Below are 15,687 nucleotides of genomic sequence, written 5' to 3'. Positions count from 1 at the left end.
TAAATAAACGAATTTCGTCGTTGCTTATACGGAAACGAAGAGATGGATTACATGCTACAATACACAAGAACAGCCTTCTTGACAACAGCGCTTATTTCCGCGCTAGCGATCAACGCACAAGAAAAAACAAACGATTGGTTCAACTTAGACCTGCTTGATGATCAAGTCGCAGGAATCTCAGTAGACAAAACATACGCTACTCTTATCGACGGACGCCAAGGAGAGGAAGTCGTGGTTGCTGTCATCGACTCAGGGGTTGATATTGAACACGAAGACCTTGTGAACGTGATCTGGGTGAACGAAGACGAAATTCCCGATAATGGTATTGATGACGACGGCAATGGTTACATCGACGACATACATGGATGGAGCTTTATTAGTGGCCCCGGAGGTGATGTTCACTATGATAACCTCGAGTTCACGCGTGTATACAAGGAGCTAAAGGGCAGATTCGAAGGAAAAGCCAAAGGTGATATCGCAAAAGACGATAAAGAAGATTACAAGCGTTTCTTGTACTTCGAAGATCAATTTGGCAAGCGTGTAGACAAGGCTAAAGAGGAATACGAAGAATTCAAGCAGGTGGTAGATATCTACAATTACGCGAAGATTCAGATGGAGAAAGTCTTTGGTCACGATGACTACACGCTTGAAGATGTGAAGTCATTGGAAGGAGGAGACGAAGCTTCAAACGCTTTACGTGACTTCATGATTCAAGCACTAGAGAACGACTTAGAAAGCGCCATTGATGAGGGGTTAGAGCATTTTCAGAATACGTTAACCTACAGCTATAACCTTGATCTTGATTCAAGAGAAAAAGTAGGTGACGATCCAAATGACCTTTCTGATCGCTTTTACGGCACGAATCGCGTTGAAGGACCTCGAGCTGATCACGGTACGCACGTGGCTGGTATTATAGCCGCTGAACGCGGGAATGGAATCGGAATTGATGGGGTGGCAGACAAAGCACGAATTATGGTGCTTCGTGTCGTTCCTGACGGAGATGAACGTGATAAAGACGTAGCCAACGCCATTCGCTATGCCGCAGATAACGGTGCGAAAATCATCAACATGAGTTTCGGAAAGAGCTACTCGCCGGATAAAGCTTACGTAGACCAAGCAGTAAAATATGCAGAAGACAAAGGTGTGCTCATGGTTCATGCCGCTGGAAACTCGAGCAAGAACAATGATAAGAGCAACAACTTCCCGAACCCAGTCATGGAAGACACGCGCGAGATCTCACCTCTATGGATTGAAGTAGGAGCTTCAGGTCCAGAAATCGAGACCCTTGCTGCTAGCTTTACCAATTACGGCAAAAAAGCAGTAGACGTTTTTGCACCAGGTGTAGACATCAACAGTACGGTTCCTGATAGCAAGTACGAAGAGAACTCAGGAACAAGTATGGCGGCTCCAGTCGTAAGTGGTCTCGCTGCATTGATCTGGTCATACTACCCGGAATTGAAAGCCAAAGACGTCAAAGACATCGTGGTGAATTCATACAAGTGGTATGGTAAGATCAAAGTTGACCACCCAGGCAAACCAGGTAAAGAAGTGAAATTCTCAAAACTCAGCAGAACCGGAGGAGTTGTGAATGCTTACAACGCATTCAGAATGGCTGATGAGAAGAGGAAGAGTTAGAGGAAGAATAAGAATGAGAAATAGAATAAGAGAAGGTGCTTTTGGGCGCCTTCTTTTATTCTACGTGAACCTCGAGTAGATCTAGCTTGCAGCTGCATTGACCAGCACCAATAATGTTCTTTGTATCTACAGAGTAGACCCAATTGCTGGAGTTGTTCGGGTTGATGAGAACTTCCGTTTCTTCATCATCCACAACGGAGAATTGGATTTGCTGCGCCCAATTGAGTGGACATCCCTCAAACTCATCTACGGTTCCGATTTGGTCGAGGTAAGTGAGTACGGTTCGTTCTCCGGCGCCTACGATAATAGTGTCTGGAACGGAATCAAAAGTGGTTTGAACCACGACTTGAATATCACTGTTTGATTCGTTCTCCATTGCCGCGAAGTACTCGACACGAGGATCACAACTTGCGAACAAGAGAGGGCAAGCCAATAGAACCATCGAGCGCTTGAAGAACCTTCGGTTTGATCTATCCTTGCTCTTGTTGTTCAATGATAATGTCATGTACATGTTTAGGATCGTGAATCACTTCAAAGGTAGGTGATAAAGGACGCATTGAAGGAAGGTGCATCAACTGACCCAGATTATGAGTTCTTCCGGGATCATTGAAAAAAACGGAACCGTGTCCATCTTTTCGTTCACCGAAGGATACTGACGTAATGTCTTTCATATCTAAGGTGATCAATCGCTGTTCGGATGCTCCGCGTAGGATGATGATTCGCTTATCGGTGACTCCATAAATGGTTCGTTTACGGCGCATCATGTCCACAATTTTGCGTCCGAAGGTGAGGAACAGTCCGATAAGTACAAACGGAAGACCGAAAATGGAGTTTATGATGGAGGTGTTTAACGCCATGGAAAACCATGTTAGGGAGAAGAACAGCCAGAACAAACCGAAGGGAATCATGAACGTATCAAACTTCCTGAAAACGATTCCCTGTTTCGGCATACCTACCCACTTGAGCTCTTCATTTCGAGAAATGTAGGGTTCAATAATGTGCTTAGCCGAAAGATTTGGTTGGTTCATGGTTGCGGTTCGAGCCGAAAAGGTACATCGGTTGATTCATATGCTGAAATCACTTTCGATGAACAATTCAGATGGAATTCTAGGGTGTTAATCGATGATGGAAATGGTATTCAAGACGACATGAGCAGAAATCAAAGGCCATAGATTTCGTCCGCTTAAAACATATGCCGCCCCGAATATTAGACCGATCAAACCTGTCGTGACCGACCTCGGAGAAAAATCATAGGAATGTCGAAAGCCAAAAATGAGGGCTTGAATTAAAACGGCTAGAACGGTACTCACTGGAATTTTGCCAAGTAGTGCTTCGAAGCGATTGAGCGAAAAACCGCGGTCTTGAAGCTCCTCCAAGAAAGACTCAATCCAAACAAAAATGAGTGTCATGAGGAGCATTGATGAAGAATCTTTGATGGTATGAATGGGAGAGTTTTCTTCGACAGATTCCGTGAACAAGTCTCGACCAAAGAGCTCAAAAGCCATAATCGAAGCAACTGTTCCTACGAGCACCAATCCTGTGATTATGAGAACCCGGATGACAGAATGGGACTTTGTCAATCCTAAAGCTTTCCATGATTGATTGCGTGCCTTTAGAAGAATAGTGGCCGTGCCAACAGTCAAGATCGAACGGAAGAACGCATTGCCCCAAAAGCCAAACACTTCAATATAAATCTCTCTGGTACCGAACATTACTGCCAGAAATATCAGTAAGTCGAGGAGGGCGTGATATGGCTTGAGTTGTGGATTATCCATAGAAGTAGACTAAGTCAAGAACTCGCTTTAATCGGAATCCATATTTCCTCTTCACTTTCGGGGTCGTCATTGCGGTAATTGGCCCCGAGCACTTCAAAATGTGGACGGTCATCTACAGCATATGCTGACTGCGGAATCCATTGCGAAAAGATGTATTGGAAAACAGAAGGATCATTGCTCGATCCCTTATAGTCGAAGACTGCATAAAGCCCACCTTCAAGTTCAAATGTCTGTAGACCTTCAGGGATCATGTCAAAACTATTGACCTCAACCAAGGCCCATTTCTCAAATTTCCGTGCAGGATTGAACGCTAAATAATAGTCGGAAGGGTAGACCTGCAGTGAGATCTTATCTTCTGATGCCCGGTTACCAATGGTCTTTATTTCAGGTCCCATTCGACCCCAAAGTTGACCCGTTAAGTTGTTCACCAAACTCATTGTGACACGTAAACCAACCAGCTTCTTCGGTTCGCATTTAACAATTCGTGGAGAAAGTGACATGGTTGAATTCAATTGTGGTGGAAGCTTTCTTTACCAGCTATTCCGTTTGATGTATACTAAAATACGATCTGAATTAAACTTCAAAATGTATTTCGGATGATAACGCACATGGTATCCATAATAGTTAGAAACCCGACCTATGGTGACATCAGCGTAGAAGGAGCACCCTTTTGGAACATCTCTGCAGCGAACTTTTGACAACTCTAGGGTCTCCGTATCGAAGCGCATATAGTCCCAAAGGAACATACCGCGATTGATGAATATGGAATGCTCATACTCGTCGTAATATGAGTTCGAAAGGAGCACCTTTTTGTGCACCAGCTGGTAGTGAAAGAGTGTCGGTTCTCCTTCTACGTTGTAGAAGAATAGCCGTGTTGGTCGAGAATTAAAGGACAATACTACGGTGCTGTCTTTGGGAATGAATAATACTTCATCAGGCAAGCTCAACCAAGCAATATGCTCCGGCCATTCTACGTCAAGAACCAAATCAAAACTCGGTGGAATATCCAATTGACTCAAGCCGTTCATAGAGCTGAGATTGAGCGCCAATAACCAGAGTAGGTGAGAGAATCGCATTCTCCTTCTAATTCTCATTCTCATTCGAATTCTTCCTCTTCTCCTCTTCCCACCAAGGATCAAAACTCAAATTCAAATGTCCAGGAGAAGTGATGGATTCCCCAATATTTGGTGTGGCGATCGGTACATTCTTGTTTGAGGCTTCGGCCGTTACGCGCTCCACGGGATCGGTCCAGCTGTGTGTGGCTAGCTGAAAAGAGCCCCAATGGATTGGTACCATGAGATCAGCCTTTACGTCAAGCGAGGCTTGCACAGTCTGTTCTGGAGACATATGAACGTCAGCCCAGAGATCGTTGTACTGGCCACATTCCATTAAAGCAATATCAAAACGTCCGTACTGCTCTCCAATTTCTTTGAAGTGCTCTCCGTATCCTCCGTCACCACTGAAATAGAGGCTCAAGTACTGGTGTTGGATTACCCAAGACCCCCAGAGGGTTGCCGATTGATCGGTTAGACCTCTTCCTGACATATGTCGGGAAGGAGTAAATACGATGCTCATTTGATCTAACTGGACTTCCTGCCACCAGTCCATTTCAGAAATCTTGTCTTCGGCAATTTCCCAGCGTCTTAAGTGGTTTCCTACCCCAAGAGGGACGAAGAAATGATCCACCTTATCACGCAATTCTACAATCGATTCGTAATCGAGGTGATCGTAGTGGTCGTGAGAAATAATGACGGCATCCACATGAGGAATGTCTGCAATAGTGATTGGCATTTCTTTATGGAAGCGAGCTCTACCCAATAGAGGGTGAGGTGCGGCATATTGTCCAAACACAGGGTCCAAAAGAATCACTTTCCCGGCCGTTTCGAGAAGAAAGGATGAATGCCCAAGCCAGGTAACGCGTGAAGATTCGGCATCAATGTTCAACAGTTCTTTTGGGTCGAACTTCTCTACCTCAATGTTATCTGGAGGCGCCACATTTGGATCTGGATTCATTGTCTCCTTGATCATTGCCGAAATGCTGTGACAGTTCATTTCCATGACAATCATCTCCTTATTGGTGAAGACTCCATCTTCATAATGTCCGGTAGCAGCGTATGCTTCCTTTTGCTCCTCAGAAGCTTGCCCACCAAACTGCGGACTCAAATTCACAAAGGCCACACCGATAATGGTGATCAATAGAATGAGAATACTAAGGAAGGCGAAGAAGCGTTTGATGATGCGTTTCAACATGACTTGGAAAGTGAGAAGTTTGGGTGAAGGTACACGAATATTTGGGGGCTAGGGTGGATCGCGATCCGCGATCTGCGCTCCTATCACCGCAATCCGCGTTCCGCGCTCCTATTCCGCGTTCTGCGTTCCGCGTTCCGCGCTCCTCTTGAAAGGGCGAATGATCAACCGCGCATCCCTCGCATATTGAACATAGTTCCATGTCCAGTTGACCAGTACAAGTACTTTGTTTCTGAATCCGATAAGCTGCACAACGTGCACAACCATCCAAATAACCCAAGCGAAGAACCCGCGGAAATGACCTTTAGGGAGGTCAACTACCGCTCTGTTACGGCCAATAGTGGCCATAGATCCTAGGTCTTTATATTTGAATGGGGTGGGTTCTTTGCCTTTGCTTTCAGCTAGAATGTTTTTAGCGAGGTTCGCCGCCTGTTGAATGGCCACTTGAGCAACCATCGCATGGCCTCGAGGGTTCTCTTCATCAATCATCGCCGAGACGTCTCCAACCGCGTAAGCGTCTTCGATGCCTTTTACTCGGTTGAATTCATCCACTTCGATGCGGTCATTTCGTGTCAGCGCCTCCGCGTTAATTCCTTTGACCGGAGCACCCTTCACACCTGCAGACCAAATGAGCGTCTTCGCTACGAATGATTTACCATTCTTTGTTTTGACAACACGTCCGTCGTAAGACTCAACCAGCGTATCGAGCCATACCTCCACATCAAGCGATTCCAATGCCTGCAGGGCATCCGCAGATGATTTCTCGCTCATGGCACTTAAAACTCGTGGAGAAGCCTCTATAAGGCGAATAGACATGCGTCGTACATCGAGATCTGGGTAATCTCGCGGCAGGATATGTTTTCTCAATTCAGAGATGGCACCCGCGAGTTCTACACCAGTTGGACCAGCGCCAACAATGATCACATTCATCAGGGCCTCACGTTCGTTCAAATCAGAAGTCAGTAAGGCCTCTTCGAAGTTTTGTAGAATCAAGCTTCGAATATCCAATGCCTCAGGAATTGACTTCATCGACATTCCGTGATGTTGAAGTTCACTGTTGCCAAAGAAGTTCGTGTCGCTTCCCGTAGCGATGACCACCTTGTCATAGGCGAGCTCACCGATGGAGCTGTACACTACTTTCTTCTCGGGATCAATGTGCGATACTTCAGTCAGTCGGAAGAAAAGATTCTTCTGTCCTTTGAAGATCTTACGCAAGGGGTGACCGATGGAATCGGGCTCCAGTCCTGCAGTTGCGACCTGATAAAGAAGTGGTTGGAAAGTGTGGTAGTTGTGCTTATCAAGCAATACGATTTGTACCGCTTTGTTTTTAAGCGACCGGGCTAATTCTAGTCCGGCAAATCCCCCGCCGATGATGACGATCCGGGGTACGTTGGCGTCCGGAATGTTCAAAAAGAAAACTTTTTCCAAAGGTAAGGAATAGTGATTCATTTCGGAGCAGTACTTTTGCATCAAATGCGAGAATTTAAAGCAGCAGAAGACGCCACACTTCTTGACTTGATCATCGAGGAATTCGGCTACGCTTCCAAGAACAAAGGCCGCAAGCTCATCAAGGCGAAGCAGGTCATGGTCAATGGCAACATTGACAACTATCCTTCACGTATGGTGGAGAAGGGAGCGCACATTAAAGTGCTCGATGAACCAAAGGTGGAGCGTGAGGCGAAACCAACGAAGAATCTTCCTTTTGTCATCCTTCATGAAGACGAGAGCGTGCTTGCTTTTGAGAAGCCTGCAGGTTGGATTACGGCTTCACCTGATCGTAAAAAGCGGACAGCTTTCTCGGTGGTGAAAAAGTGGTTGCTCGATAAAGATCCGGAGTTGGATGAGGTATTCTTCGTGAATAAGCTTCCAAAGGATGCCAGTGGGATTGTTGTTGTAGCCAAAGACGCTGTTACTCGTGTTCGTTTGCAAGGGGAGTGGAACCGCTTGAACAAACGTTTCTACGTACTAGCTCGCGGTGGTTTCGAAGAAGACGGTGAAATTGGATACCGTTCGAATTACAAGAAAGAGGAAGAGACCTTTGTGTTTCCTTTTCGCACGATGATGCAGGGCGATCGTTACGCCATCCTTCGTGTAGAGATGAAGAAGGAGTCGTTCTCGGAGCTTTTCTCTATGCTTGATTCTGGAGGCACACCAGTACCAGGTTATGCACGTCGAGGTAAGGCAGATAATCCGCTGGGCCGACTTGGTCTGCACTTCTTTAGCATTGAAATTCCTACGGCGAAAGGAGACGAGATGATTCGTACCAAGATGCCAAAAGAGTTCCTCAATCTTGTTAAATTCAACCACGCATGACGTCGTTGTTGTTGAATATCGCAGATAGCACTAATGTTGCTCAAGGGCACAAACAGATCACTGATCAAATCAATGTGCTGGCGATTATTATTGGAGCCATCATCATCTTGGGATTGATTCTCATCGTTAGATGGATCTTCTTAGAACGGGCAAAAAAGCAGCAATGAGCCAACAGATCGAACGCAAATGCAGTGAATGCGGCCATTGGAATGTTGGTCATCACGAACACTGTGAATCTTGCGGTGCGCTCATCGATCCTCAAAAGAAACTAGTTGTTGAAAGCGAAAAGCGTGAGTTGGCCAGAGCAAATGGTCCGAAGTCACGTTTAGATAAGGTGGTGAACCATTTCAAAACCACCAAGAATCCATTTTTGAAACTCATCTACCTCGTACTTTCGGCACTTTGGTTTGTGTATTGGGTCATTCTCTCATTCATTCTATGGGCAATCGCAGCGTCACCGGGTTAGTTGCCACCAATGGCGTGCTCTTCAATCTCAGTTGGGCCGCTTATTTGATTTTTCGCTCCTGGCAATGGGGAGCCGGAGGGGTACCACAATGGATGAGTTCCTATTTCGCGGATGTACTTACCTTGATTGTTCTGCTGCCTATCATGGAAGAAATCTTAAGCTTCCTGTATCGCCGTCGCATTCGTATTTCAACGCTTCAGGTACTCTTCACCACCGTATATCTTTTTATTGTCATGGAATGGCTAGCGCCGAAGTACTACTCCTTCGCAACGGCAGATCCGTGGGATGGCTTGGCTTATGCTTTCGGAGCCGGGTGTTTTTTACTCGAGCGCAGGCTAAAAAACAAGGGCGCTTTTTCCGGAAATCCGAAGACTCCTTCCAAAACGCCCGCTGCTCTCTCGATGACCAAGTTGAAGAATTAAACCGCAGCTCCAACAAGCGTTTTACCGCTGTTAGTCAAAACTTTACCTGTGTCACTTCGTCGTGATCACCAGGCATCGTGAGTACAACCAAAATGCTGCGGGATCTTTGATCAACAAGGTGAGGGATCCGTTCTCATCTGCGCTCATTTCGTAGCTTGATTTCGGATGCTCAGTATGGATCTCAGCCTTCTTGCTGAACAGTGCAAGAGAGCGAGTGGTAGAGGCGTCAATGCTTTCCCAACGTGCTGTCGTCGGTTGTTCAGTACTGACCATTGTCTTCTTAAATAAGGGGAGTCCTTTGCGTTCGATAAAACCAGCCGCTTCGAGTTCTTCAGCGCTACCAATGGCTACTAAACGTCGATTATACGCTTCATTCACCATACTCACGCGGTCTTCCAAATTGCAGATTTCCGATTCCGCGCTAGCGAGTTCTTGTTCAAGGAAAACAATGTCAAAAGTAGCTTGCTCCAAATCATTGAGGAGGCTAGAAATTTCTGACTCTTGTTGCTCTGTCTGTGCCATTAACTGACCAAGGTCCATTCGAATCGACTGATTCTCAGTTTTGTAATCCCAGAGTTTGAGCTCTAGACTATCAATGTCTGTCTCGTAGCGTTCGAGAATCGTCGCGAGTTGCGCGATTTTCGTTGAAACTTCTTGTGTGATCTCTTCTTCGCTGTTGAGAACAGAGGGTAGCAAGGCATTGAGTTCGCGATGCACTTGAGCTACGTAGTTTTTCTTTTCGCTGAGCGCGGAACGAAGTATATCTACTTCTTCTGCCATCACGGCGTTTTCTGCTTGGAGTTCTTCAACGGCAACCTGGTCGTCATTGCAGGCCATAATTCCGAAGGAAAGAATGAGTATGTAGGCTAACTTCTTCATGATCTTTTTCTTTGTTAACGGTGAAGTTAAGCCAGTGATACGCTGCTGATGGGGCATTCCTAGAATCCGTTAGGAGATCGGAATTATTCGATAAAAAAAAATCCCGCAGGTGCGGGATCTTGTAGTAATTGGGTTAAATGTAGCTGCTATCTTTCAGCCAATCTCTTAATGCTAGTCTTTCATCACCTCCGAGGTGTCGGAAGGCTTTTCTCAATTCTTTTCTAAATAGGATCGGGTCAAAACTCACTTTGCCCAGAACAGTCTTATAGTACTCCAACATATAGCGTCAGAAAAATTAAGTTATTGGTTAGTGCGTGTAAGCTTAGATAGTAGATTGTTCCGAAACCAAAATTATATACGCCACTAGGGGAATAAGGGTTTCACTTCACCATCAAAAAATCTTCGGTCTGCTCAATGGCATCCATGATTTGATGTAGAATGTCGTCAACAGGAGCGTCGTAGTTGATCTTCAAAGGCTCCTTTACTTGCATCTTCAGGGTGGTGCCTTTCTTCTTCTTCACCAGTCCTTTTTTATCAAATGCTCTTCGGAATCCATCAATGACCACTGGGACAACCAAAGCCTCGGTTTGTTTGATCAAGTGAGCTGTTCCTTTTCTTCCTTGAACGAACGGGGTAGTAGTACCTTGAGGGAAAGAGACTACCCATCCATCATTTAACGCAGTGACTACTTTTTCAGGATCTTTTGGATCAACCTCTCGCTTGGTATTCTCGCCGTCTTTACGCCAAGTTCGTTTTACAGTTATAGCACCACCAGCTCTCATCAGTTTAGGAAGGAATCCTTTCGACATGGTTTCTTCGGCAGCGACGAAATAGATGTTCGTCTTCTTAGCCAACAGGAATCCCGGGAAACGAATGTTGTTCGGTTTTCCAGCGATAGCTGATTGAATCACATGAAACATGAAGGTAACATCAGCGAAGTAGGTCTGGTGATTGCTCACAATGAGTACGTTTTTGTCTCGTACCTCTTGAAAGACTTCAGCTCCTTCAATTTCAGCCTCATACTTCCAGTTGAATCGAGGCCAACTCGCTGCTCCGAAGATTCGGATCAAGCTTCTCTTTACCCACAGTGGTTGTCCAAAAGCGTTGCGCTTCATGCCCCCAAGATACTTGATTCTCTGCTAAGCATACGTTCTGGATACGAAAGCTTATAAAAAGGATAAGGCCCGAACGTTTTCGGACCTTACCAACCTTAACCAAAATAACTATTAACCAAAACCAAAACTTACTAGAGAAGTAATGTTGCTTGGAGTATTGCAAGTGCCGTGCCAAAAATGATCTGAATTTCTAAACAAGCGTTAAAAATCTGCGTTGTTGTGGGTTTGCCCGAGACACTTCTGAGATAGATTACCCGATCTGCTTTGCTATCTTTGCGGCGTTAAATGAAAACACTCATCTCATGAAAGAAGTAGTAATTGTTGGAGCGGCACGTACGCCAATGGGAAGTTTCCTTGGAGCGTTGAGCAGTGTTCCAGCAACTAAGCTCGGGTCGGTTGCGATCAAAGGAGCCCTCGATAAAGCAGGAGTTGATCCTGCACTTGTTCAAGAAGTATTTATGGGGAATGTTCTCCAAGCTGGTCTCGGTCAAGCACCTGCTCGTCAGGCGGCAATGGGAGCAGGTATTGGAAATAACGTACCATGTACTACAGTAAACAAAGTATGTGCTTCAGGGATGAAGTCAATCAGCATGGCTGTTCAAACCATCAAAGCAGGCGATAATGACATCGTAATTGCCGGTGGTATGGAAAACATGAGCTCTGTACCTCACTACTTTAGCGCCCGTAACGGAAGCAAATTCGGTGATATAAAGATGCAAGACGGTATGTTGAAAGACGGCTTGACTGACGTTTACAACAAGGTGCACATGGGGAATTGCGCTGAGCTTTGCGCTAAAGAGAAGAACATCTCTCGTGAAGAACAAGATGCTTTCGCTATCGAATCTTACAACCGCTCTGCGAAAGCTTGGAGCGAGGGTAAATTCAACGATGAGGTAGTTCCTGTTGAAGTACCACAGCGTCGTGGCGATGCCATCATAGTGAGTGAAGACGAAGAGTACAAGAACGTACGTATGGACAAGATCCCGAATCTACGTCCGGCGTTTGACAAGGAAGGAACTGTAACCGCAGCGAACGCTTCGACATTGAATGATGGAGCTTCTGCAGTTGTATTGATGAGCGCTGAAAAAGCAGCTGAACTAGGTTTGAAGCCACTTGCACGTGTCGTTGCTACTGCTGATGCAGCACAAGAGCCAGAGTGGTTCACTACAGCTCCTTCAAAAGCACTTCCAATTGCATTAGGTAAAGCAGGCCTTTCAAACGATGATATCGATTACTGGGAATTGAATGAAGCATTCTCTGTAGTAGGTCTAGCGAACATTGCAGAACTCGGACTTGATGCTTCGAAAGTGGACGTTAACGGTGGTGCCGTAGCACTCGGACACCCACTGGGGTCTTCTGGAAGTCGTATCGTAGTGACATTGATGAACGTACTGAAGCAGAACGGCGGTAAGTACGGTGCAGCAGGAATCTGCAACGGTGGAGGTGGAGCCTCTGCAATTGTGATTGAGAATCTCTAAAGGTTATTCCTTTTTGAAATACTGAATCCCTGGCCTCGGCTGGGGATTCTTGTTTTTACCACTTATAGAAAAGCCCTAAGCTCATCGCTGGGGCAGCGGCAACGGAGACCTTTTCCCCGGGGAAAGCACCTCCAATCGAACCGAAGGCGCCTACGCCTTTGTACAAGTCTTCAACAAAGATCTTCGCCAAAAAAGCTGAGTACTCCTGAAAGCTTGTGTGAAGTCCTGTTTCTATAATGGCTGGAGCATCTACCAAAGCACTGCCATTTCCGAGGTTGTGAAGTCGATGGATATTCAGGATTAAAAGGATTTTGTCATTCGGCAGTCGCTTTCCCACCTCGGCGCCCATTGTCAAGTAATCATGATAGTCATTGGTCCGGTATCCATATCCGAAGTATCCAAAGTAATACCAATCACCACTGCTGCTTCCGAAAGAGAGTGTAGGCTGAATTGAATAGGCGTCAACCCCTGTGGCTAATCCGGTGGAAGTATCGCGTTCGGCGGTAGCCAAACCAACCTGAGTCAAGAACGCCGCTTTCCACTTCTTATCTATGACAGTATACTTCGCAAAAGCACTAATGTTGCCAAATGCCGACAATCTTCCCTCATCGAATTGAGGGGGGATGCTGTCAACCCGTGCAGAACCGCTATTAGCCATTCCGAATGGGATATTAGCACCAACCGTAAGCTTGTCACTGATCCCGAATTCGCCATAAGCGGCCAAGACAACCTCAGAGAGAATTCTCTCGGTCGGACGGGTATCACCAGTTCCTGTGCGTTCATCGTACAGACTCGAATAATTCGAAATTGAGTTGAATACTAACTGCGAATATCCCTTTCCCTTTCCCTGGGCCCACGGTCCCTGAGCGCTGGAGTCAATTGAAAGAAGAGAGTAGAACACAAAGGCAGTAATTGCTAAGATTCCAGGTTGTTTGACGGATTTCATAGTTCTCAAAATCTGTCTTCAAAGATGAAACGAGTAATAGACAAGGATATCACAGATAAGTGACCATTGGTTTTGCAATGAGGTTAAACATTCATCGCCTTTCGAAGCTTTCCTGCTAGGAACCATACGAGTGCAGCGAACAAGAAGAAACCTACAGTCATGCCTTTCTGCAGATTTAGGTCGGGGTCATTTGGTTCCATTTCTATGAGGCCTTTGGCCGAAAAAATGAAGAGTCCTGTAGAAATGATGAGGGCGAAAAAGACAATGATTGTTAGCATTCCTTTCCAGAAGAGAGAGTTCTTCCAGTGGTTTCATGGGGTACGAAGGATGCTCGTCATTTTTTTGCCACGAGCAAGCTCATCAATCACCTTATCGAGGTAACGGCATTGTTGCGTCAGCTTATTTTCAATTTCTTCTACACGATAGCCACAAATCACACCTTTGATCAACGAAGCATTTGGATTCAAATTCGCCTGCTCAAAGAAGTCTTTAAAGGTTGACTTTGCTTCAATATGCTTCTTCAAGTCGTCTTCAGAATACCCCGTCAACCAAGTAATCACCTGATGCAGTTCATCTACTGTTTTTCCTTTCTTTTCAACCTTAGTTACATAGTGAGGATAAACAGAGGCGAAGGTCATCTTCGCAATTCGTTCGTCGTGATGGGCTGTTGAAGACATCGTTTAGGCTTTAGGCGTTGGGCTTTAGGCGTGAGTCTTACTAATGTAGGAGAAATTTAGACAAGGGTCTAGAAACGATAATCGATAATCGATAACTAATCACCAACAACTAAAGCCTAAAGCCTAAAGCCTAAAGCCTATAGCCCAACGCCTAAAGCCTAAAGCCTAAAGCCTAACACCTAGAGCCCATACCGCCCATCAGGTAATACCTTCGGAAACGCATACTTCGGGTCGGTGAGGAGCTCATAAACCGCTGTATCACGCTCAGAGAGGAGTTCTGGGGTGTTTAATTGCCATTCATCGTTAATCTCTTTATTACGGTTGATTTGGGCGCCTAGGAGGGAGGTGAGGGCCCAGTAATGGTACTCGGTGATTTGGCAAGCGTAGGCGCATGTTCTGTCGTTATAGCTGTACCAAGAAGATTCAGGATACTGTCTTGGGATTTTCTTGTGGTGACCACCTCGCGCTTGATCCATAGCGTTGGCGATGGAAGTTCCTTTCACTTCTCCGAAAATTTGAGGGTAGGCTTTTGCGTAACCGGCATGTGTAATAATGTGCAAGACCTCCTCCAGACTAGCGTCGAAACGACCGGTCATTCCATTCGCCACGAATTCAGGTTGCGTTTCATCGTTTCCCAGGTCTTGACCTTCGCGATCACTTGGTGACGCTTCACGTCGAAGGTCTTTGGGGTTTTCCCACATGATCATAAACGCCTTGGAAGCCAGCATGCTTTCGAGCACCAACTGGTTATCAGGCACTCCATCTTCATCGTTGTCGAGGTATTGAGCCATCACATTCGCAGCGTGAAGTAGCCTTTCCTCCTCAACCCCAGGCGCAGCATATATGTCAACACCAAAGACCACGATTTTGCGGTTGAAATAATCGAAGCCTTCATCATTATGCTGAATGATTTCGAAACTTGGTCGATCGGACTGAAAGGAGAGTAGGTATATCGACAGGAGCAATGCAAGCTTGAACATAACGCAATATATGGACGGGGGGCTAGAATCGATAATCGATAAACTATCACCAAGAACCAACGACCAATAACTAAAGCCTAACGCCTATCGTCTTACGCCTCCCTAGTCAATTACTGCTCGCGAGAATAACTAGCTCGTTCTACTTGCCGTTCGAACCAAGTGAAATTTTCGGAGAAAGGTGCTGGAATGATTTCAATCAAACGTTCGTTGCCGTCGTCATCGATGAATTTCACCTTTCGAAAACGAGTGTTTCCTAAGGTTACTAGGCTAGTCTTAATAGATTGAATTCGGTAAAGTGGAATGTGTGCTACTTTATTCTTCCTCTTGATGTAAAGAAAAGATTCATCACAGAAGAAGGTGCGAGAATTGTCTAGAACATAATATGCCAAAGCCGTCACTGAAATGATGAGAAGCACAATAAAGAAATGTGCCCATCCAAGCTTATGCTGATCTTCTAAGAAAAGAATGAGGATCACGAAGCAAAGTCCTTGAGCAAGGGCGAAATACTTCCAAGGCCGACTATTTACTGATATGCGACGCACGAAACAAATCTAGGCAAATGCGGGGGAAACGTGAGACGAGGGTCTAGGGGCTAGAATCGATAATCGATAGACGATAATCTATAACTAAAGACTAAGAACCAATAACCAATAACTAATAACTTTCCGTACCACTGACAACATTAAACGTAGGAATTGAATTGGTTCCGCATACCGCATACCGCATACCGCATACCGCATACCGCATACCGCAT

20 protein-coding genes are annotated in these 15,687 nt (G+C 45.6%); 6 read left to right on the top strand and 14 right to left on the bottom strand.

Features of this window, described 5'->3' with window-relative positions; translation table 11 throughout:
- Positions 1 to 51: 51 nt before the first annotated feature.
- Positions 52 to 1,635: a S8 family peptidase gene (locus RA156_RS08710; RefSeq protein WP_306639484.1), complete on the top strand. Its 1,584-nt coding sequence runs from the start codon at positions 52 to 54 to the stop codon at positions 1,633 to 1,635.
- A 55-nt stretch (positions 1,636 to 1,690) separates the two neighbouring features.
- Here RA156_RS08710 and RA156_RS08705 read toward each other — a convergent pair whose 3' ends face one another.
- The 7 genes from RA156_RS08705 to RA156_RS08675 form a co-directional block, all read right to left on the bottom strand.
- Positions 1,691 to 2,011 (bottom strand): hypothetical protein, encoded by a 321-nt coding sequence (locus tag RA156_RS08705; protein ID WP_306639483.1) that lies wholly within the window; start codon positions 2,009 to 2,011, stop codon positions 1,691 to 1,693.
- A gap of 94 nt (positions 2,012 to 2,105) precedes the next feature.
- Entirely contained in the window at positions 2,106 to 2,663 is a 558-nt protein-coding gene (locus RA156_RS08700) for a hypothetical protein (protein WP_306639482.1), read from the bottom strand.
- 87 nt (positions 2,664 to 2,750) lie between these two features.
- Positions 2,751 to 3,410, bottom strand: a complete 660-nt coding sequence (locus RA156_RS08695; protein WP_306639481.1) for a CPBP family intramembrane glutamic endopeptidase — start codon at positions 3,408 to 3,410, stop codon at positions 2,751 to 2,753.
- Positions 3,411 to 3,424: 14 nt separating this feature from the next.
- Positions 3,425 to 3,847: a GyrI-like domain-containing protein gene (locus RA156_RS08690; RefSeq protein ID WP_306639480.1), complete on the bottom strand. Its 423-nt coding sequence runs from the start codon at positions 3,845 to 3,847 to the stop codon at positions 3,425 to 3,427.
- A gap of 93 nt (positions 3,848 to 3,940) precedes the next feature.
- Entirely contained in the window at positions 3,941 to 4,486 is a 546-nt protein-coding gene (locus tag RA156_RS08685; protein ID WP_306639479.1) for a hypothetical protein, read from the bottom strand.
- A 7-nt stretch (positions 4,487 to 4,493) separates the two neighbouring features.
- Positions 4,494 to 5,660 (bottom strand): MBL fold metallo-hydrolase, encoded by a 1,167-nt coding sequence (locus tag RA156_RS08680; RefSeq protein WP_306639478.1) that lies wholly within the window; start codon positions 5,658 to 5,660, stop codon positions 4,494 to 4,496.
- A gap of 108 nt (positions 5,661 to 5,768) precedes the next feature.
- Positions 5,769 to 7,067 carry an NAD(P)/FAD-dependent oxidoreductase gene (locus RA156_RS08675; protein ID WP_306639477.1) on the bottom strand — a complete coding sequence of 433 codons (1,299 nt, stop codon included), beginning with the start codon at positions 7,065 to 7,067 and terminating at the stop codon, positions 5,769 to 5,771.
- 63 nt (positions 7,068 to 7,130) lie between these two features.
- Between RA156_RS08675 and RA156_RS08670 the strand changes: the two genes are divergently transcribed.
- From RA156_RS08670 to RA156_RS08655, 4 genes are read left to right on the top strand one after another with little or no spacing between them, the layout of a single operon-like run.
- Positions 7,131 to 7,970 (top strand): pseudouridine synthase, encoded by an 840-nt coding sequence (locus RA156_RS08670; RefSeq protein ID WP_306639476.1) that lies wholly within the window; start codon positions 7,131 to 7,133, stop codon positions 7,968 to 7,970.
- Positions 7,967 to 8,137 carry a hypothetical protein gene (locus RA156_RS08665; RefSeq protein ID WP_306639475.1) on the top strand — a complete coding sequence of 57 codons (171 nt, stop codon included), beginning with the start codon at positions 7,967 to 7,969 and terminating at the stop codon, positions 8,135 to 8,137. Before RA156_RS08670 ends, RA156_RS08665 begins: the two co-directional genes overlap by 4 nt.
- Entirely contained in the window at positions 8,134 to 8,436 is a 303-nt protein-coding gene (locus RA156_RS08660) for a hypothetical protein (protein ID WP_306639474.1), read from the top strand. Before RA156_RS08665 ends, RA156_RS08660 begins: the two co-directional genes overlap by 4 nt.
- Positions 8,409 to 8,858: a hypothetical protein gene (locus RA156_RS08655; RefSeq protein WP_306639473.1), complete on the top strand. Its 450-nt coding sequence runs from the start codon at positions 8,409 to 8,411 to the stop codon at positions 8,856 to 8,858. The genes RA156_RS08660 and RA156_RS08655 overlap by 28 nt, the downstream gene beginning before the upstream one ends.
- Positions 8,859 to 8,909: 51 nt before the next feature.
- On the opposite strand, the gene RA156_RS08650 is transcribed toward RA156_RS08655, so the two are convergent.
- Complete coding sequence (locus tag RA156_RS08650; protein WP_306639472.1) at positions 8,910 to 9,737, bottom strand: Cbp1 family collagen-binding glycoprotein adhesin; 828 nt, start codon at positions 9,735 to 9,737, stop codon at positions 8,910 to 8,912.
- Between the two features lie 380 nt (positions 9,738 to 10,117).
- On the bottom strand, positions 10,118 to 10,852 hold the full coding sequence (locus RA156_RS08645) for a lysophospholipid acyltransferase family protein (protein WP_306639471.1): 735 nt from the start codon (positions 10,850 to 10,852) through the stop codon (positions 10,118 to 10,120).
- Positions 10,853 to 11,154: 302 nt separating this feature from the next.
- On the opposite strand from RA156_RS08645, the gene RA156_RS08640 reads away from it, so the two are divergent.
- The gene (locus tag RA156_RS08640; protein ID WP_306639470.1) at positions 11,155 to 12,330 is read left to right on the top strand and encodes an acetyl-CoA C-acyltransferase; all 1,176 of its coding nucleotides are present in this window, start codon (positions 11,155 to 11,157) and stop codon (positions 12,328 to 12,330) included.
- A gap of 55 nt (positions 12,331 to 12,385) precedes the next feature.
- On the opposite strand, the gene RA156_RS08635 is transcribed toward RA156_RS08640, so the two are convergent.
- From RA156_RS08635 to RA156_RS08615, 5 genes are all read right to left on the bottom strand, one after another.
- Positions 12,386 to 13,276, bottom strand: a complete 891-nt coding sequence (locus RA156_RS08635; RefSeq protein WP_306639469.1) for a hypothetical protein — start codon at positions 13,274 to 13,276, stop codon at positions 12,386 to 12,388.
- Between the two features lie 83 nt (positions 13,277 to 13,359).
- The gene (locus RA156_RS08630) at positions 13,360 to 13,554 is read right to left on the bottom strand and encodes a hypothetical protein (protein ID WP_306639468.1); all 195 of its coding nucleotides are present in this window, start codon (positions 13,552 to 13,554) and stop codon (positions 13,360 to 13,362) included.
- 33 nt (positions 13,555 to 13,587) lie between these two features.
- Complete coding sequence (locus RA156_RS08625; protein ID WP_306639467.1) at positions 13,588 to 13,953, bottom strand: DUF2200 domain-containing protein; 366 nt, start codon at positions 13,951 to 13,953, stop codon at positions 13,588 to 13,590.
- Positions 13,954 to 14,132: 179 nt separating this feature from the next.
- Positions 14,133 to 14,933, bottom strand: a complete 801-nt coding sequence (locus tag RA156_RS08620; RefSeq protein ID WP_306639466.1) for a hypothetical protein — start codon at positions 14,931 to 14,933, stop codon at positions 14,133 to 14,135.
- A 110-nt stretch (positions 14,934 to 15,043) separates the two neighbouring features.
- Entirely contained in the window at positions 15,044 to 15,475 is a 432-nt protein-coding gene (locus RA156_RS08615) for a hypothetical protein (protein WP_306639465.1), read from the bottom strand.
- Positions 15,476 to 15,687: the final 212 nt, after the last annotated feature.

The sequence above is a fragment of the Sanyastnella coralliicola genome, assembly GCF_030845195.1.
In the GTDB taxonomy this organism is placed as follows: domain Bacteria; phylum Bacteroidota; class Bacteroidia; order Flavobacteriales_D; family Sanyastnellaceae; genus Sanyastnella; species Sanyastnella coralliicola.
The sequence above is the reverse complement of the archived record's forward strand: the minus strand, read 5'-3'. Positions and strand labels throughout refer to the sequence as shown.